The 20,482-nt window shown below is 43.6% G+C and carries 12 protein-coding genes; 8 read left to right on the top strand and 4 right to left on the bottom strand.

Translation table 11 applies throughout. From position 1 onward, the window contains the following. The first annotated feature begins 4 nt into the window (after positions 1–4). The 7 genes from AC04MM_RS05800 to AC04MM_RS05770 all read left to right on the top strand — a co-directional run bounded on the left by AC04MM_RS05800 (position 5) and on the right by AC04MM_RS05770 (position 11,836). On the top strand, positions 5–2,644 hold the full coding sequence (locus AC04MM_RS05800) for a penicillin-binding protein 1A (RefSeq protein ID WP_475379383.1): 2,640 nt from the start codon (positions 5–7) through the stop codon (positions 2,642–2,644). Then, the gene (gene uvrA / locus AC04MM_RS05795) at positions 2,641–5,484 is read left to right on the top strand and encodes an excinuclease ABC subunit UvrA (RefSeq protein ID WP_475379382.1); all 2,844 of its coding nucleotides are present in this window, start codon (positions 2,641–2,643) and stop codon (positions 5,482–5,484) included. The genes AC04MM_RS05800 and uvrA overlap by 4 nt, the downstream gene beginning before the upstream one ends. Positions 5,485–5,487: 3 nt before the next feature. Then, on the top strand, positions 5,488–7,212 hold the full coding sequence (locus AC04MM_RS05790; protein ID WP_475379381.1) for an ABC transporter ATP-binding protein: 1,725 nt from the start codon (positions 5,488–5,490) through the stop codon (positions 7,210–7,212). A gap of 128 nt (positions 7,213–7,340) precedes the next feature. Then, positions 7,341–8,894 (top strand): sigma-54 interaction domain-containing protein, encoded by a 1,554-nt coding sequence (locus AC04MM_RS05785; RefSeq protein WP_475379380.1) that lies wholly within the window; start codon positions 7,341–7,343, stop codon positions 8,892–8,894. 260 nt (positions 8,895–9,154) lie between these two features. Beyond that, a complete protein-coding gene (locus AC04MM_RS05780; RefSeq protein ID WP_475379379.1) occupies positions 9,155–9,991 on the top strand; it encodes a hypothetical protein in 837 nt (278 codons plus the stop codon). A gap of 35 nt (positions 9,992–10,026) precedes the next feature. Further along, positions 10,027–11,037, top strand: coding sequence for an aminoglycoside phosphotransferase family protein (locus AC04MM_RS05775; protein ID WP_475379378.1), 1,011 nt, complete (start codon positions 10,027–10,029; stop codon positions 11,035–11,037). Next, positions 11,024–11,836: a nucleotidyltransferase family protein gene (locus tag AC04MM_RS05770; protein ID WP_475379377.1), complete on the top strand. Its 813-nt coding sequence runs from the start codon at positions 11,024–11,026 to the stop codon at positions 11,834–11,836. Before AC04MM_RS05775 ends, AC04MM_RS05770 begins: the two co-directional genes overlap by 14 nt. Here AC04MM_RS05770 and AC04MM_RS05765 read toward each other — a convergent pair. The 4 genes from AC04MM_RS05765 to AC04MM_RS05750 all read right to left on the bottom strand — a co-directional run bounded on the left by AC04MM_RS05765 (position 11,813) and on the right by AC04MM_RS05750 (position 19,565). Then, positions 11,813–12,910 (bottom strand): anhydro-N-acetylmuramic acid kinase, encoded by a 1,098-nt coding sequence (locus AC04MM_RS05765; RefSeq protein ID WP_475379376.1) that lies wholly within the window; start codon positions 12,908–12,910, stop codon positions 11,813–11,815. The two genes, AC04MM_RS05770 and AC04MM_RS05765, sit on opposite strands and share 24 nt — an antisense overlap. Positions 12,911–12,997: 87 nt before the next feature. Beyond that, positions 12,998–14,464 carry a hypothetical protein gene (locus AC04MM_RS05760; RefSeq protein ID WP_475379375.1) on the bottom strand — a complete coding sequence of 489 codons (1,467 nt, stop codon included), beginning with the start codon at positions 14,462–14,464 and terminating at the stop codon, positions 12,998–13,000. 18 nt (positions 14,465–14,482) lie between these two features. After that, entirely contained in the window at positions 14,483–16,927 is a 2,445-nt protein-coding gene (locus AC04MM_RS05755; protein ID WP_475379374.1) for a hypothetical protein, read from the bottom strand. Positions 16,928–17,054: 127 nt separating this feature from the next. Next, entirely contained in the window at positions 17,055–19,565 is a 2,511-nt protein-coding gene (locus AC04MM_RS05750) for a Tad domain-containing protein (RefSeq protein WP_475379373.1), read from the bottom strand. Between the two features lie 148 nt (positions 19,566–19,713). Between AC04MM_RS05750 and AC04MM_RS05745 the strand changes: the two genes are divergently transcribed. After that, positions 19,714–20,478, top strand: coding sequence for a DUF3108 domain-containing protein (locus tag AC04MM_RS05745; protein ID WP_475379372.1), 765 nt, complete (start codon positions 19,714–19,716; stop codon positions 20,476–20,478). Positions 20,479–20,482 lie beyond the last annotated feature (4 nt).

The following is a 20,482-nucleotide window of genomic DNA, read 5'->3' as shown; positions in this document are numbered from 1 at the left end:
GCCTATGTTAAAAAAAGTACTTCTGGGTTTTTTTGCACTTATTTTTCTATCAACTGCCGGCGTGTTTTTTATTTATAAGTCGGTCAAAGCTTCACTTCCCGAAGTGATCAAACTTGAAGATTATAAGCCACTGCTCGTATCACAAGTTTTTGACCGCAACGGTAAAAAGATCGGCGAGTTCTCACGCGAGCGCCGCGTACTGATCCCTTACAAGGATATTCCTGACCTGGTTATTAAAGCTTTTATCGCTGCCGAAGATGATACTTTCTTTGAACATAAGGGCATTAATCTGCAGGCCATGATCCGTGCTTTTATTGCTAATATGCGTGCTGGAAGAAACGTTCAGGGTGGATCAACGATTACCCAGCAGGTTGCTAAGACCTTGATTTTACAGGCAAGTGAGAAAACTTATACTCGTAAACTGCGTGATATGTTACTGGCCATCCAGATGGAAGAAAATTTATCTAAAGGTGATATTTTATACCTTTATTTAAACCAGATCTATTTCGGTCAAAGTGCCTACGGGATCGAGATGGCCGCACAAACCTACTTCAGAAAACCGGCAAAAAATCTGACCATTCCAGAAGCGGCGATGTTAGCGGGATTACCAAAAGCCCCGTCTGATTATTCGCCGGTTAAAAATCCGATCCGCGCCAAAGAACGCCAGGTGTATGTGTTAAACCGCCTCCACGACATCGGTTACATCACCAAAGAACAGGCCAAAGAGTTTATTAAAACGCCGATCAAAGTTTACCTTAAAGAAGAATACGAAATCTTGGCGCCGTTTTACTTAGAAACATTACGTCAGCTGTTAGTGCAACAACTTGGCGAAGATGTGATTTTAAACCAAGGTGTTAAAATTCAGACCGGTCTTGATTTAAACAAACAGATCGCAGCCAACGAAGCCGTGGTTAAAGGCTTAAAAGAGCTGGATAAGCGCCAGGGCTTTCGTGGCCCTTTAAAAGTTTTAGAAGACGATTCTGAGTACGCCGAATTTTTAGAAAAGCAGAAAAAATCGATCATTATGGAATCAAACCCGGAACGCACGATCTTAGAGGATGGAACGTTTGCTGAGGTTGATATTATTAAAAAGGGTAAAATCATTACTAAAAAAGTTAATGAAAAAACCACAGCTTCAAATTTACCGAGCTATTTGGAAGTCGGCAAAAATTATGAGGCCGTGGTTGTCAACGTTAACGACGCCGAAGCTTTTGTTGAAGTATTGCTACCGGAATCACGCGGCATTATCGAGCTTGAAAGCATGACCTGGGCACGCAAAGTTAATTTCGATGTCAAACCCGAAGGTAACGAAATTAAAAAACCATCATCAGCACTGAAAAAAGGTGATGTAATCTTAGTTAAGATTTTAGGTGATAAATTTAATTGGCGCAAAACACGCGGCAAGAATGTTCCGAAAATAGATATCAGCAAACATCTGGCGCTAGAGTTAGATCAAGAACCACTGGTTGAAGGCGCCTTACTTTCCATCGACCAGCAGACCCAGGATGTTTTAGCTATGGTCGGCGGTTACAGCTTTGTCAGAAATGAATACAATCGTGCCCTGCAGGCTGCCCGCCAAACCGGCTCGTCATTTAAAGCTCTGGTTTACGCAGCGGCTTTAGAAAAAGGTTACAACGCCTCTACTAAAATTATCGATGCTCCACTGGTTTACAAACAGGCCAGCGGCGATGAAGGCCAGGGTGATGAAAAAATCTGGAAGCCATCAAATCACGGCCGCGAATTCAGCGGTGAAATCACGATGCGAAATGCACTGGTCAAATCGCTGAATATTCCGAGTGTAAAAATTGTTGAAGATATCGGTGTAGATTTTGCCACTGACTTTGCCCAGCGCTTGGGGATTTTTTCTAAGTTAAATCCGGATTACACACTGGTGCTGGGTTCAAGTTCGGTCACGTTATACGAAATGACCAAGGCATTTTCAGAGTTCGGAAGACTTGGCAAACGCACCCGCCCGATTATCGTTAAAAAAGTGATCGATACTAAAGGCAAAGTGCTGTTAGAAAATCTATCCCTGGATGCGCGCTTTATGAATGAAACCATGCCGCTTGATGAAAAGTTTGCGCAAAAAAGAAAAGAATTTGAAGGTCAGGATAACGACGCTGAAAACGCACCGGCCTCGCCGTTTTTCTTTAACGATCCAGAGCAGTTGATCCGCCCGGAAGTCGCTGCCACCATCACACATATGCTGCGCGGGACTGTTGAAGACCCGAATGGCACTGGCGGACGCGCTGCTCAATTAGGACGCGAAGTAGCAGGAAAAACCGGCACAACAAATGGGTACGTTGACGCTTGGTTTATTGCTTATACCCCTCAAATCGCTACCGGCGTTTGGGTCGGCTTTGATAAAGAACAAACAATCGGCCGTGGAGAAGTGGGCGGAAAATCAGCGCTACCGATCTGGCTCGATTATATGAAGGCTGCCCATACTGGTTTACCCCCTATGTCATTTCCGATGCCTGAGGGAGTTAAACTCGTGAAAGTCGACGCTGAAAGTGGTAAGTTAGCTAACTCGGCCAGCCAGCGTACGATCATGCAAGCCTATATTGAAGGAACTGAACCTACTGCTGCTGAAAGCCGAAGTGAAGAAACAACGGACTTTCTAAAGCGGGACATGGAAGAATGAAAAATATCCACATTTGGGGTATCAAACAGAACAACTTAAAAAATATTGAAGTTGAAATTCCATTGGGCCAGATGACCGTGATCTGCGGCCCCTCTGGCTCGGGAAAAAGTTCTTTAGCTTTTGAGACGTTATTCGCCGAAGGACAGCGTCGTTTTATCGAGAGCATGTCCAATTATGCCCGCCAGTTTTTGAATAAAGCACCTAAGCCGGATATCGAAGGTATCAATAATATTCCACCGGCAATTTCAATCGAACAGAAAAACACCGTAAAGTCTTCACGCTCAACCGTGGGTACCACAACTGAACTGATTGATTACCTGCGTTTGTTTTTTGAAAAAATCGGAACTCCTTACTGCCCGACCCATCATATTCCGGCCACTAAACTTTCAACTACCGAAGCCTCTGATTTGGTTCTGGAAAAGTTTAAAGATAAACGCGGTTATATCTTGGTTGAAATTCCTGCCGGCCAGCGCGTGCTGGAAGGAAAAAAATTACATTCACTGTTGCTACAAGACGGCTACCTGCGCATCACAACGCTTAAAGAAAAAAAAGGAAAGAAAAAATCTGACCCGATCACTTTTGAAGTCGGAGAAATGATCGATATCGGTGAAAAGTCGAATATCAAAAAAGGAATTCCGGCGGATACGTTTTTCCTGGTAATCGACCGCATGGCTTTTAACGACGATGAAAAAGGCCGTCTGACCGATTCAATCACCCAGGCGTATGATGTAAGCCTTAAATACATTACCGGCACAATGATACGCCGTGCGCTGGTCGTTACTACCGACGGTGAATTTTTAAAACTCTCGGAAGAGCCGGCCTGCTCGGTCTGCGGTTATACACCTCCGGCGATGTCATCAAAATTATTTTCGTTCAACTCACCGATCGGCGCCTGCCCGACCTGCAAAGGTTTTGGTAATGTGCTTGAGCTGGATGAAGCTAAGGTTATTCCCAACCCTGAGCTGTCGATTGCAGAAGGCGCCTTAAATCCCTTTACCATGCCGTCAGCTGAGCAGGATAAAAAATCGCTGTTTGCATTCTGTAAGAAATATAAAATCGACATGCGCACGCCATGGAAAGACTTGCCGCAAGAACAACGCGATCTAATCTGGAAAGGCAATAAAGATTTTTTCGGTGTTGTCGGTTTATTTGAATACTTAGATCAGATTAAATATAAAATGCACGTACGGGTTTTTATTTCGCGTTACCGTTCAGGCCGCAAGTGCCCGGATTGTAACGGCTCACGCCTGCGCAAAGAAGTGCATCATATTTTGGTAAATAACAAATCTATTACGGATTTAAGCGCGTTCACAATTGAAGAACTAAATAAATACTTTGAAGGCGTAAAGCTTACTAAACACCAGCAGGAAGTCGCCGGCGAAGTGTTAAAACAACTGCGTTCTCGGTTAAATTTTTTAGTCCGTGTCGGTGTTAACTATCTGACTGTTGACCGCGAGACCAGAACATTATCCGGCGGTGAATACCAACGTTTAATTCTGGCAAACCAGTTGGGAATGGGCCTGTCACAGACCCTCTACGTGCTTGATGAGCCGACGGTGGGTCTGCATCCGCGTGATAACGACCGGTTGATTTCAATTCTGAAAGATCTGAAAGACCTGGGAAATACTTTGGTCATTGTCGAACATGATCACGATGTGATCAAAAACGCCGAAAATATTATCGAGATGGGGCCGGGTTCGGGTTATCTCGGTGGTCAGGTTGTCTACTCCGGCGATACCGAAAGCTTTTACAAGGCGCCGCAGTCAAACACGGCCAGCTATTTAAAACCAGGCAAAGAAAAATTATTGCGCACGGTTCGTCCGGTTGAGATTACGAACTACAAATACAAATTAGAACTTAAGGGCTGCAGCGGTCATAACTTAAAGAATGTCGATGTAAGTATTCCGTTAAACCGTCTTGTGGCTGTGACTGGCGTCAGCGGTTCCGGCAAATCTACACTCGTGACAAAAACTTTATATCCGGCACTGGCACGTAAATTAGAATTAGAATTTTTGCCGGCACAGAATTTTGATAAAATTGAGGGTTGGGAATCGGTTAAAAATGTTTTGTTAATCGATCAGTCGCCAATCGGTAAATCGGCACGCAGTTCGCCGATCACTTATTTAAAAGCCTTTGATTCAATCCGTAATGTGATGGCGGCTACACCTGAATCGGTATCACGTGGTTACACAGCCGGAACGTTCAGCTTAAACGTTGATGGCGGCAGATGCCCAGCCTGCCGCGGGACCGGTTTTGAAGAAATCGACATGCAGTTTATGGATAACGTCATTATCCCTTGTGATGTCTGCGACGGCAAAAAATACCGCCCGGAAATTTTGGAAGTTACGTTCCAGGGTAAGAATGTACACGAAATTTTATCGATGACCGTACAGGAAGCGATGAATTTTTTTGTTGCCCATCCGCATATCCGTAAGCCGCTGTCAGTGCTTAAAGAAGTCGGTCTTGATTATTTAACTTTAGGTCAGCCGGCCAATTCATTAAGCGGCGGAGAATCGCAACGTTTAAAAATCGCCAAAGAGTTGTCACAGGTATCGCAAAAATCTACGCTTTACATCCTTGATGAGCCAACTACCGGTTTACACTTTAAAGAGATCGACCTTTTAATGAAGGTGTTACATAAGCTGATTGAAGCCGGTGGCTCTGTCGTTGTTGTTGAGCACAATTTAGATGTGATAAAGTCGGCAGACTACATCATAGATCTTGGCCCAGATGCAGGCAAACTGGGTGGCCAGATCGTCGTAGCCGGAACTCCAGAAGATGTTATGGCCCAAGCCAAGAAAAGTTTAACTGGCCAATATCTTAAGGATTATTTACGATAAGTTATGCAGTCTGATATCCGTTACGTTTGGTCTAAATTATTAAAGTATAAAACAACACTGGTTGTTGTTGCCGTCACGGGTATTTTGTATTCAGCCTCAAAAGCACTCATCGCCCACTACGTAAAAGATCTTATGGATGCGGCAGCAATGCCGGATAATTTACAACAACTGATCTGGGTCGGTGTGAGCCTTGCTTTTGTTATCTCAATTTCGCGCTATTTTCATATTTTTTTAATGAACATGGTAAGTGAAAAAGTTACCCAGGATATTCGTCAGCAGCTGCAGCAGAAATTTTTGCGTTTAAATTTAAAATTTCATAACACTTACGCCTCTGGCTCGGGCGGGTTATTAAGCCGAACATTTAATGATGTTAAAATCGTGCAGGACGGCCTACGCCTTTTTGCCGATATTTTTACTGCGCCATTAATGTTTGTAGCGGTGATCTTTAACTTGTTCTACTTTGATCCAACGCTGGCGTTTTCAGTACTGGTGATCACGCCCGTCATTTTGCTTGCCTTGCGCCAGTTATCTAAAACCATCAAAAAATATTCAGTCTTCGGCGTTGAGCAGTTAGAAAAAATAACCGGTACCATCAAAGAATCACTGGATGGCGTAAGAACCATCCAGGCATTTAATTTAGAAAACTTTTTTAAAAACCGTCTGGTCGCGCAGGGTGACCGCTTTATCGAAATGCGCCGCAAAGTGCACGGGCGCGTAGAGCTGATCGGCCCGATCAATGAATTCGTTGCCACCTTGATCCTGGTTGCAATCGTTTATTATTTCTCGTCTCGAATTGCCGCTGGCAAATCTTCATTCGGCGTATTGATGGCCTACTTAACAACGATTATGCAAGCCAACGAACCGATTAAAAAATTTCAGGAAGCCATTGTGCGTATCCAAGAAAGTCGCGTCTGTGCTGACCGCATCGAAAAGATGTTAAACGAAGACAGTGAGGTTCCTGAATCCGGCAAAAACCTGGAGTTTCCGAAGACCTGGGACATGATTGAATACAAAAATATCAATTTCTCCTACGATCAAACACCGCTGATTCAGAATTTTAATCTACAGATCAAAAAAGGTCAGACCGTAGCATTCGTTGGCGAATCAGGCAGCGGTAAAACAACATTAGCTAACCTGCTGGCGCGCTTTTACGACGCCCAATCGGGTGAGATCTGCATCGGTGGCGTAAACACCCGAGATATTTCACTTCATGACTTAAGAAAAAATATCGGCTTAGTCTCGCAGGAAGTTTTTTTATTTTCAGATACGATCGAAACCAATATCATTGCCGGAACTGAGACTGGCGGCCATCATGTTCATGAGAAAGTTGTCGCATCTGCACGTGCGGCTCATGCTTTAAATTTTATCGAAAAAAATCCGGACAAGTTTAACACCCTGGTGGGCGAACGCGGTGGCAACTTTTCGGGCGGCGAAAAACAACGTTTGGCCATTGCGCGTGCTTTGTATAAAGATGCGCCGATTTTAATCTTAGATGAAGCCACCAGCGCACTTGATTCTGTCAGTGAAGAGCAAGTACAGCGTGGTCTTGATGAATTAATGCAGGGACGCACCACTTTAGTGATTGCTCACCGTCTATCAACTATACAAAATGCTGACTTAATCTTAGTCATGAAACGCGGTCAGATCGTGGAAAAAGGTGTTCATCAAGAGCTCTTAGAGAAAAATGGCGAGTACGCCAGACTGTACTATACGCAAAATAAAGCCTAACCAAATCAAAATGCCGGACTAAAGTCCGGGCTTGTCAAATCTTTAAACAAAATTCCAATTGCGCACTCAAGTCTGTCAACAAAGTTGACGATAAACAATTATACAAAAAAGACAACAAGAGGTGTCGTATGATTAATTGGAATGAATTCGAACATATTCACGTGATCAAAAAATTGAAGCACGTTCTGCAAGCTTGGTGGAATGTAGATACAGTTTTTACTGATGAACGTGGACAAATCAAAGGCTTAGACGAGAAACTAACTTTCGCCAACCCGGCAGTTAATTATCTTATTCATAAAGATGCAACTCAATCGAGCTTAGCTGATTTAGTTTCACAATCAATCAACGACCTACGCCAGTCAAACAATGCTTACGCGTTCAAAAAATGGGATGCAGCAGGTTTTGATGTTTGTGTCTTCCCGATTGTGATCGAAAACGATTTCGTCGGAACCGTTGTGGCAATGGGTTTCTTCAAAGAAGAAAATACAGCGCACAGAATTTCTGAGATCCGTGACCGTTTAGCCGCTTACGGTTGTTCGACAGAGCTCATTGAAAAATCATTGTCTAAATTCCAGTATCTTGACGATGTTAACCGCACTCACTTTACTGAATTAGTGGAGTTAGTGGCACAGGAAATCGTTACCCTTCACGTTGAAATCGCGTCACGTGAATCTAAGATCAGCCAGTTAAACTCTGAGTTAGGTAACCGTTTTAAGTACGACAACATGATCGGTAAATCTAAACCAATGCAGTCATTATATGCGTTACTGGATAAAATCAAATTTGCTGATTCAACAGTAATGATTCAGGGTGAAAACGGTACCGGTAAAGAGTTGATCGCTAAGTCTATTCACTATAATTCAAACCGCAAATCGAACAACTTCGTTATCCAGAACTGTTCTGCATTCAATGATAATTTATTAGAATCAGAATTATTCGGTCACGTTAAGGGGTCTTTCACCGGTGCTTTAAAAGACAAAAAAGGTCTTTTCGAAATTGCTGACAAAGGAACTTTCTTTCTGGACGAGATCGGTGATACCTCACCGCAAATGCAGGTAAAGTTACTTCGTGTTTTACAAGAAGGTACTTTCACACCAGTTGGTTCTACTGAAATGAAAAAAGTTGATGTACGTATCGTTGCCGCAACCAACCGAAATTTACGTGAAATGGTTGAACAAGGCACGTTCCGTGAAGATCTTTACTACCGCTTAAATGTTATCAATATCCGCGTTCCGCCTTTACGCGAACGTAAAGAAGATATCCCGGTTTTAGTGGATTTTTTCTTAGGTAAAGTGGCTGAACAATCGGGCAAACCTAAAAAACAATTAATGGGCCGTGCAGTTGAAAAACTATATGACTACGCTTGGCCGGGTAACGTGCGTGAATTACAGAACGAAATCGAACGTCTGTGCGTTTTAGCTGGCGACGAAGGTAAAATCGGTCATGAAATCCTGTCTCCGAAAATCTTAGAAATCGGCGAAAAAGCCAAAGTACAGGGTTCTCGTTTACAGGGTAAACTAAAAGATGCTTTAGAAGATCTAGAGCGCGAAATGATCAAAGAAGGTTTACGCCGTACTGGCTGGAATAAGTCTAAATTAGCTAAAGAACTTGGTATTTCACGTGCCGGCCTTATCATGAAAGTTGAAAAATACGGTCTTGATAAGCGTAAGATAGCGCGCTAACTATCAATACACATCGAGAAATAAATTCAGCCCGTGGCTTAAAAACCACGGGTTTTTTTCGTCTAAAGTTTTGTCACATCCTTTTTTCAGTGCCATTTTCTCCTCTGAAAACAGGCATTTACCCCTAGTGCATCAGCTCCCTATCCAAGTTGTTGTCAGCATGCCAAACCGAACAAATTTCGGCATAAGACTTGTATTAATTCTTAACCAGGAAGGCGATTTAAAACGCCGGGGTAACTATTAGCCGTGGGGATATGTATATGATGAAGGACGTTGTTGAAAATGCAGTTTGGACTAAAACACAAGCTTTAATACAGGACAAATACGGAAAAAAAATTGCATTTAAAACTATTGATCTAGCCAATTCAGCGATGCCATCTTTTTTAGAAGGTGATGATCTGATTGTACCGCTGAATACGAAATCAGTTTACTTAGGCGAAGTGATCGTTAACCGCGGCTCACTTCTGTCGACAGAACAGCGAGAAGAAGTAATCGATTTAATCCGCTTTCTGGTTGAACCACATGTCTATAATAAACACTTAAAACTTAAAGAAGAGATCGACGCTTATAAGCGCCAGATGGCTGCAGAAGCTGTTGAAAACGAAGAGTCTAATGTTTTATCGTTATTCAGTGAAGACGAAGAAGAAAATTCTTTAGTTAAATTAATTAACTCAGTTATTCACTTACGTTCAACATCTGCCCTTATCCGCAAAAAAGTGGCCTTAAAAATCCACGATATGGCAGAGCAGAATTTATTTGTGTCGTTCACGGATATCGCTCGCCAGATGCACTCTGCCGATGAATTTAAATCTTTCGATAAAACAACGGTTTTTGTTGAAGATATTCAGCAATTAAATGACCAGCAATTATCTTTGCTTAACGCCGCTTGTGAACTAAAAGTAGATGGTCTAGTTTTTATCATCGGTAGTGCGTTGACCGACAAACAGGTTGATGCGTTAGAGCTATCAAAAGAATTAAAAGCAGACATGAATGCAATTTTATTTGATATCGACCGTTTGCCATTTGCGCAACAAACCAGTACTGACGTGCTGGAACTGTTGTTCTTTTCCAGCTCTAATCCGAACACGCAAAACTAATTGCTCACGCCTGCGGTTCATGCCAGCATATTGGTATGACCGCACAAATCGATCAGTTTCTACAGGACTATTTTAAAAACTCTCTTTACAAAGTTTACCAGCTTGCGGGCGATGCTTCAGCCCGTAAGTACTATCGCGTAATCTACGAACAGGACACGTACGTGCTGATGGCGTGGGAGCCATTTGATGCCGACAAGTACCCGTTCATTAGTGTGCTCCGGCATTTTGAGGCCAGCGGAGTAAATGTACCTAAAATTAAGAAAATCGGCGCCGAAGTCGGCATGCTTCTTTTAGAAGACTTAGGTGATTTAACTTTAGAGAGAAAGTTCTGGGAGTCAGCCAATCAGGAGCTGTCGTGGGATTTTTATCAAAAATCTTTAGACGAAATTATCAAGATCCACACCACGGCGACAAAATCAGATAGACCGACAATAGCCAAAGAAATCATGTTTGATACCGCAAAGTTCTTATGGGAACTAAACTATGCACGCGAACATCTGATTGAAGGTGTTTTAAAGTTTCAGCTTAAAGATAAAGTAGCCACTGACTTACAAAAAGCATTTACCGATATTGCCGAACGGTTGCATAACGAGCCAAAAGTTATTTGCCACCGCGATTACCACTCACGCAATCTAATGATTAAACTTGATCAGGTGTACGTGATCGATTTTCAGGATGCCCGCTTAGGCCCGATCCAGTATGACTTAGTCAGCCTGATCAAAGATTCGTACGTTGATATCAACGATAATTACGCGGCTAAAATGTTAAATTACTATTTTGATAACACTACTTTCTTACAGGACCGCGCTTTATCCAAAGAGCAGTTTAACGTGATTTACGAATTACAATCGGTGCAGCGCTGTTTTAAAGCTTGCGGAAGTTTTGCCAGCTTTATGAATATGCGCGAAGATAAACGTTATTTAAAATATTTAAACGGCACGCTTAAACGCGTGATGAAGTCGTTGTTGCAGTTTCCTGAATACAAAGTGTTGCTGGATGTGCTGATTGATGCGGGAGCATTTGATAAAAACTATGAGCGACTCTAAAGTAAATGTTCTTTTATTCGCCGCTGGTCTTGGCACCCGCTTACGCCCGGCGACACTTGAGAATCCGAAACCTGTTATTCCGTTGTTTGGCATTCCGATGGGTTATTATTTATTACCCTACATCATTGAAATGCCTGTGGATAAGTTTGTGGTTAACACTTTTCACTTACCTGAAAAAATCCATGACTGCTACAGCCGTCTCCGTCACGGCATTCTGTTCTCGGATGAAACTGATTTTATTAAAGGCAGCGGCGGTGGTCTAAAACAGGCAGAAGCGCTGTTAGGAAATAAGCTGCCGGTGTTAGCCGGTAATGCTGATGAAGTTTTTTTTACGGCTGATTCACAGTTCTTAAAACGAGCTTTAGATAAACACCTCGCTGAAAAAGCTCTCGCAACCCTGATCGTAATGAATCACCCCGAAGCGGGTAAAAAATTCGGCGGCATCTGGACCGAATCACACTCAAGCGATAAAGTCGTCGCAATCGGCAAAGAAGCACCATCTGCTAATGCACGTCCTTGGCACTTTATCGGTTTACAGATCTTATCGCCTGAAATATTCACTATGATTGAGGCCGGTAAAGAACTGAATATTTTTTATGATGTGTTGATCCACAAACTTCCAGCCCACAAGGTACAGATTTTTCCGGTTGATATGGATTGGTATGAGCTGGGCAATGCCGCGGATTACAGCGCAGCTAAAAAAGAAATAGCTGCACAAAAAGAGTCAAATCCAGTTTATAAAAAACACTTCACTAAGCTAAATGCCTTACCGCAATCAAAGCTCAGTGATCTGGCCTAAGACGACTTTTTTCTTGGCGTTGGTGGCCTTTGGCAAGTTTGCCGGAATCTTCCAGATGCAGCAGGCTGCCAGTAAGGCAAATGCCGCACCTTCAATGCTTTGTGAGGGCCAGCCGTGATCTTCTACGGTACTTACTTTAATGCTCTCTAATTCTTCATCGATACGCTTGATCAAGAATTTATTCTTAGCACCGCCGCCGCAAAAAATAATTTCATGCGGCTGTGGTTTACAAAACTGAATATATGATTTGGCAATCGACTGCACGGTAAACGCGGTCAGGGTAGCCACGCGGTCTTCTAAAGTCATGCGCGTAAGGCCGGCTTCAAACCTGGCATAAAAATCTTTACCAAACTGTTCACGTCCACAGCTTTTTGGCGGCTTCTGCGCAAAGTAAGGGTCGTTTAACATCTCTGCCAGCATCGGAATATTAACTTTACCGCGGGCCGCAAGTCTTCCTTCTTTATCATACAACTGCGAAGAATGCGTTGAACGGCGAACCTCTTCATCGATCAGCATATTGGCAGGACCCGTATCAAAACCCAGCTTAAGCTCGCCTTTAACGATTAAACTTAAATTGCTGATGCCACCCAGGTTATGCAGACTGATCGTTCGTTTTTTATCACCGAACACGACCTGGTGAAAAAATGGCGCCAGGGGTGCGCCTTCGCCTCCGGCTGCGATATCAGCTGAGCGAAAATTAGAGACAACTTTTTTACCTGACACATGCGCCAGATAACTCGGCTCACCGATCTGTGCCGTGGCGACTCTTCCCTGATGAAATACGGTCTGCCCGTGTAAGCCGATCAGATCGACGGATTTAAATTTTTGCGGTAACTGTTTAAAACAGTCCGCATAGAAACGCCCCAATTCATGATTGAGCAGCGATAGTTCGGCCACATTCATCTCGTTCTGTGCAGCCCGTAATAGCTTTTTCTTTAACAACGCCGGAAAGGTAAATGATTCCATACCCTGGTAAGTACAATGAAGCTTGGATTTAGAGATTTTAACTTTTACAAAATCAACACCGTCTAAACTGGTGCCGCTCATGATGCCTAAAACTTTTAAGGTCGCCACTTTATACTCCGCAGGACTGCGTCCTGCCTTAATTATGGCGACCTTAAACAAATTTGACAAAATATTTTATATAAGGACCAGATCAGACTACTTCATATCCGCAGCGATAAAAGAGTCCTGCTCGCTTTTAAGTTTATAACGACGATTCATCATCAAGAAGATATCATCGCCGGCAACACCGATCAGCTCACCGTTAAACTCTTTAGCTAGACCTTCAGACGAAGGCTTGCGGTCGTCTGAAAATTCTTTTCCGTCACCTTTAGCAGCTTCCAGCGGATCAGTAAATTTTTTATCCGATGTCACGCCACCGCTCGAATCAACCACCGTTGTGCCACCGCCGGAATCACCGAATGCACCACCTAGGTTTTCTCGATAAACTTTTTCTTTAGATTTCAGATCAGCGGCACCGACCTTCGCTAAACTATCGCCGCCGTTACTACCCATCGATTTTAACAGATCATTGGCTGCACCGGCAGACATGCCCAATGCCATTAACGAATTAGCGTCTTTAAAATCGCTCTCTTTATAAACTTTGCCGTTTTTAAGTTTAATACTGCCATCGTCCAGAAGCGTAAATGGATCGTTGATCGATTTACCTGAAGCAAAACCACTCTTCGTTAAAGCGTCTTTTACGTTAGGTGCTGCCACGCCTATAGACGGATTTGCCGCGCAAGCTTCAGAACCTTCTGGTAAACATTTACCGGTTACCGGGTCATACGAAATAGTTGTAGTCGAGCCTGGTGCAGAGCTCGAATCACAGCTTGTCTGCGTTGACGATAACTGGTTTAACGACTTACAGGCATTGGCCGAAGAGGCCGCGTGCTGTGCTGATTGTTTTTTTGATTTCGAATTTAATAAAAACATGGCTGCCGCTGTAATAAAAAATGCAGGCGCAGCGCTACAACAACCAGTCGGGCAAGACGACGCACAGGCCGTGCCTTTAACCGTCGCCGCAACGCCTAAACCCATAGTAATCGCCGCCGTGATATCAAAGCTCTTTTTACCTTTGTCGTTCTTTTGTTTAATCTCTTCTAAAGTTTCGGCTGCTGATTTACTTTTCTGATCTTCCATCGCTTTTAATTCATCAGCTTTTTGCTTATCGCCAGCAGCATTTTGAGCCTGATTATAAACTGCTAAGTCTTTTTGATATTGCTTGTTAGCCGCATCATAAGTGCTCTTACAAGAATAGTATTCCGTCGAATGCACATCCATGCTGCCGCAATTAAATGCCGGAGCTTTTGGTGCTACTAGTTCGGTACCGTCACCAGTACTTGAACGGGCTGTTTGTTGTTGTACGGCTGCCGCACTCGCGCGGACTCTTGCACGGCGGTTATTTTCCGCCACACACTTAGGGTCATCAACCAATGGCGCTGTTTCGCTCATTGCCGGATTCCAATACGGTGATGGTACTTTTTGACAGACTAGTGGTTGTAATTCGGCTGCCGCATTGACTTCAGAATTTGTCTGTTTACCGTAATTTTCAGCTACTGCAATATTCGTTTGAAAGAAAACGGCCGCTAAAAGTATTTTTGCTAAGCTAGAATTTCGTTTCATGTATCCCCCGATACCTTATTATTGCTCGAAGCTGCTAACATTTGATTGATAGCGGCTTTTAATTTTATCAAAATTTGATTTACCCGATGCCGTCGTAATTTGTGAACGGATTTGCTCAGACGCCACTTTACGTTTGATCGCCTGCTCCTGTTCATATCCACGGATCGCAGCTTTAGCGGCTTGCGATGGCTTACTGCCGCCGCTGAACATTGAACCGATGCTCGACATCAGACTGAATCTTGGTTTTGCTTTATCATCTTTATCAGCACCTGCTTTAGCTTCCGGTGCCGATTCACCTGAACCGCCACCGCCGCCGGCAGCAGCAGCGACAGAACCAGCTGAATCTAAACCTAGAGCTTCACGTGCAGCTTCACTTAAACCCGCACCTGGAGCCGGTTCTTCAGAATTATCACCGGCTTTTTTGGCCGCATCTGCTAATGTGTTACCATTACCTTTACCTGGGCCGGCAAAACCTGAAAGTGTGCCGTTAGTATTTACTTTTCCTAAAGCTAAACCTGAGCCTGCAGCTGAACCTATACAGCCATCAGCCGTTGGATTCGCCGTACATTTACACATTACGCTGCTCGCATTACTTGGTTGGCTACAGTACTCGGCGGTTGTAAGTTGCGCGCCCGCCATGGCCGACGTTGAATTTTTACCGCCGTTACCGGAACCGGCCTCTAGCTGCTCTTTACATTTTTGTGCATCTAAATGCGCAGATAATAAGCCAAGTGCGGTCGCACCCATCATCATCACGTCAGCTTTAGCTTTAATTCCACAACGTGCCGTTGCATTCATGCGCTCTGAACCACCGGCGACTTCTTTACCTGATGGTTTACCGTCTTCACCCATTTTATCTGTAACTGTTGCAGGCTTTTTTTCGTCGGCGATGATGGCATCGTAATCTAATGCTGCTTTAACCACTGAATTCGAGTGCTGCATCTCATTGTTGGCCTCAACATTTAATTGTGGATTGTTTGTAGTGGTAGCAGTCGTATTTTTAAGTACAGCCGAGGCTTTTACTTTTTCAGAGCATGTTTTAAAAGTATTATTTGCAGTTTCTAATGCGGTTAACGCTTTTTCAGCGGCAGCACAGCCTTTATCACAGGTTAATTTCACTGTTGAACACGTTAATTGCGCAGCCAATACACCGGCCTGAGCCACTTTACTAAGTGTCGACGTCGTACCGCAGGCTTCAGAGGCCGCTGTAACTTTTGAAAGTACTGCACTACCGATGACCATGTACTGTTGCACTTGCATCAGGCCCGGACTTCTCGCTTTATCGCAAAAGTTTTCTGCCGTATTCGCAGCTTTTACACAGATCGTTTTTTTCAACGAATAACTTTTGTATGCGCTCTCTAAGGCTTGCAATTCAACAGCACAGTTGACGGGTGCTACGGCTGCATCGGCTTTAGGTTGTGCCGCAGCAGTTTCTGCCTTAGCATCACCAGCTTTTGCAGCGGTTTCAGCAGCTTGATCCGCCTTGCCAGTAACGGCATCTGGTTTTGCTGCTGCTGCCTGTGCACCTTCGCCTAAGACTTGTTGATTAGCTGTATCACGCATACTGTCCGGTGCATCTTTTAATTTAGCTTCAGCTTCTTTGGTTGTCAGAGCTACTTGCTCTTTCTGAGCTTCGAGTTGTTGCTCTTTCAACGTTGTAAGTTCTTGTTCTTTGTTGGCAATGCCTTTATCGTAGCTTGCACACTTTGATTGATCATATAGAGAATTACCGCAAACTTGATTACGATTATCTTTCATCATATCAAGTTGTTGTTGGCTATCTTCAATTTTTTTATTGTACTCTGCGATTTTTACATTGGCGGCATCAATAGCTGCGTTTGTTGCTGGCGCCACATTATTACCATGAATATTCGTCGATCCAATCTTAGGAATTTCTGCAATTTTACCGTCATTTTTATCATCTTCTTTACCGGTAATTTTGTTCCAGACTTTTGAAGCTTTTTCTTCGTATTTCTCGCGGTTGTCATAAACCTTGTCGATCTTCTTGTACAAATCACGGCCTTCCTTAACCATACTAGATAACGACGGTTTTTTGGCATCTCCGCCACTCTGACCAGAAGCCACAGCAGCCTGTTGTTTTGCAGCGGCGGCCTGTTGCTGGGCTATAAATTTTTCTTGTTGCACGGCCGCTGTGTTGGCACACAGGGATTGAACTTTAGTATCAACAGTGGCTTTAACGAAGATTTCACCGCATTCGGATTTAACGCCACTGATAAACGGTTCACCATTTGAAGTGCTTCTGATTAAACACTTGGGCTCAAGTTCAGCGAGAAAGCGTGTCTTGGTCGCATCATCTACAGAACATTTCGGCGACTGGTCTTTGTAGAGCACTTTATTGAAGTACGTCACCAATACCTGGTCGACACTAGCATGAGCTAGCGGTGATAAGAGAAGTAATGCACCCAGTGCGACACTTTTAATAAAGATATGATTTTTAGTCACAGTTCCCCCTGACTGGTCTTCATATCGGTCCAAAAGTCCAGAAACTTAAATTTGTTAAATGAAAAATCCTGACCAACAGCCAGTTGGAACTGAACGTATTATTTTGAGAAATTAAAAAAAATGCTTTTTAGAAATTGAAAAATTCATCCGGAACCGGATTTATAATCGGACCATCCACCCCGGAGCCACCAAGGTTCGGAAACGAGATTCCAGAGCGCAGTAAATCGCCCGAAACCAGTTTTACTGAATACCCCGTGCGTCCGCCAGTCACACAATTGCCCTGCGCCGGTGGTTTGTTATCATCACCATCGTACGGTGCACCAAAGCTGTCACTCCACGGATTTTTTTTGTCATCGCAAGTGCCAAACAACATACTGTGCGGTCCACCCATGCCCGGCGCCGGGAACATCGTAAAACCGTTTTGATCCGGATTATTGGTAGTCGTCAGATTCAAAAAAGTCCAACCGGTTAACAAAGATGACTGTTTCGTCGCTAGCACATCCAGCGCAAAGCGCAGTCTTTCGATACCCGCAGAGCCTACGCCCGTTGCCATCGCCAGAATCTCACTTTGTGCTTTTTTAAATAAATCGTGAGTAACCTGCATTTGATTGCGCACATTAAAATGGGTCGGAATCCCGTCAATGGGTGTTGCCCCCTTGTGGCCAAAATCCAGAGGTATAATCGGCACCGGGCCGTTGAAGCTGGCATTGGATGCAATTTTTGCGATCACAGTCGGCGTTAATTTTTCGCGCACATAATTACGCCAGAAATCCGGCTCGATTGAATAATAAGTCACATCAAATTGATTCGGTGATACCACCGAAATTTCGATATCGCGCATATAAGAATTTTTGGCGGTCGATGTTGTGCGGTCTACAGCCAAGGGGTCATAATTTGGATCACCGACATTTGCAGCCAAGTGATACCACTCCGCATAGCGTGGCCAGTTCTTAGGCTTGGTGTACGTACCCATCTCGGGCTCTTGTGATTTATTGGCCGACGAAGCCGAAGTCTTAGAGTTTAAGCCGTATTTGTTGGCCAACAGGTTATGATAAAAAGCAACGATATTGGTGTTGCCTAATCCACCTTTATTATCAGCTGCAGCGTTACCGTGCGACTCTTCATCTCCTAAATGAGTTGAGTAGTTAAAGAAATACTCACGAGCCAGTTTTAGTGCTGAGCCTGACGGCAGAGCATTGGTATTTCGGCGCGGTAAATTTATATCAGTGCGATTAATCCAGTCCGTGCGCCCAGAACTATCGGTTTCGCCAGGGTTCCAGGTTTTAAAATAGCGTGGACCGATCGTACCGCCAAATGGTTTAGCAAAAGAAATTGCATGCAGTTTTACTTTGGCTAAAGGTAAAAATGGAATTTTTGGTTCTGCACTTGCCTTAACTCCGTAATATACCTGCACCCACGGATTTTTTTCATAGCCTATGGTGTTCACATTATCGAGGCCATTCATTTCCAGTAAGTCGGTAATGGCCTGCACCGTTGCCCCGTCCATTCCCGGTAACGTTAACATCTGGCTTTTGATAATACTATCGACCTTCGTATCATCTTGATAGAGTGACTTAAGTTTAATGATCTTTTGTGCATCTTCAGCAGCCGTTTCACAGGCAATCATAAAAAACATCAGCCGCTTAAAGGTAATCTCTTTCATCATACCTTCAGCAAAACTGTTGCCGCCGCTGTTAAAGTTTTTAACCCCGTTAAATGCTGTTATCGAGTTGGCATTCATCGAAGCTAAATTGGCTTCGGTTAAATTATTTTGTAAGGTTTTTCTAACACCATCTAAAACCAGGTTACCTTCAAGATCCAACATCTTATCTTCAGACAGACCTAGGTTTTTCGTTAACATCCAGATAAAGTTTTTTCGATTCGTGGTGTCTTTAATGTAGTTACCATAGTAAAGCGCCAGCATCTGGGTGGTGATCGGAGCAAGCTTATTACAGACATTAAAAACTGTTTTATTGGCCAAGCCGATCGCGGTGTTAATCGACTGACCCATCGAGTTTCCGTAGATCGTCGAGGTGCCTACTGACGGGACAGCGTCGATTTTAAACGGCTCCATTGACTGCATACCTTGGCAATTCACTTTACAAAATGTCTCATCACCAGTAGCAGCTGAAATCCAGTCACCGAATCCGTTGTGGCCCATACACATAAACGGAATATCCGAAATTGTTAACCCGGCCACATCTGCCCCGGCACTCGCAGGGCAGGCAAAGTCATACGACGCGCCCTGATACACCGGCTTTTTCACGCCGCCGACCGCCGGCCAGTGCATTGGAAAAATCACGGGAGTGGTGCCGCTCTTGTTGTCATTTTCAATACCAAATGTTCCCAGAACTCGGTAACGCCAAGCCATCAACTTCCATGCCTGGCGAATCTGATAGTTCACATGCGCCATCACATTCATAATTTCAGCCTGCTTCATAGCGCCATAGTACGCGGCCAGATCCGTCGATTGCTGAAGGTTAATTTTGTGGTGCACTACTAATCCGACATTAACAAGCATCGCAAAAAAAACAAAGATCACCTGAAAAATCAACGCCACAAAAATGCCGACTTGGCCTTTTTGGTTTCGCAACGTTAGGACGAAGCGCTTTTTCTGTGTTTGCTCTGCTTGCATCATGATCTATACAGGGTATCTGTTTTTAGCTTAAGCGTCCAGTCCAGACCAAGGTCATAAAATCGTCGTGCAAGTAATGGTGTGATGATGTCAATAATGAGACAATCAATTAAATTAGAAAGACGTTTTTTCACGAAAGGTTCGTTAAGTTATGTTTAGCCGCTTATTGTTTGCTGCCATTATCCAGATCGCATTTTTAAATATCGCCCAAGCCGAAGTCTTATTCGAAGGTTATTACAAAGTAAGTCAGTTTAAAAAACATATCGGTTTTTTTATCTTACGTAACGAAATTGATGGCAAAACCAAAGAATTTAAAACCACTTCTTTCCTGCGCTTAGGTAAAAACGGTTTTAATATGACCGAGTCATTGACTGCGATTTCAACAACTGATTTTAAACCAATCAGTTATTCGTACTTGGCCACCGATGGCGGTAAAAGCAAAACCATCGATATGACTTTTAAAGGCGACAACATGACGGGCATCGTGATGGAAAACGGCGAAAAATCAAAAGTTACGAAAAAAATCCCGAAAGGCACATTTTTATCAAGTTCACTTTACTACATGATGTTAAACAGCAAAGACGGTTTAAAAACCGGAACCAAATTTGAATTTACCGCAGTCGCTGAAGAGCTTGCCGATGTGACCAAAGGCACTTCAAGCATCGAGAAAAAAATGGTTTCGCGCGGCATCTTACAACTTTTAAAAGCCAATAATTCATTCGCCGGCATGGAATACGAAAACTATATCACTAACCAAGGGCAGAATATTTCAGCGTTCACTCCGGCAACCGGTATTGAAACCGAGTTAATGAAAAATTCTGAAGAAGCTGTGCAAGGAGTTAAGGTTTCTGCTGGCACATTAGAAAAAGTATTTGGTAACATACCTAAAGGTAAAACTAACGTTCTAAACAACTAGGCAT

This window comes from Bdellovibrio sp. SBM16, assembly GCF_056175625.1.
This window is presented reverse-complemented; position numbering and strand designations above follow the sequence as displayed.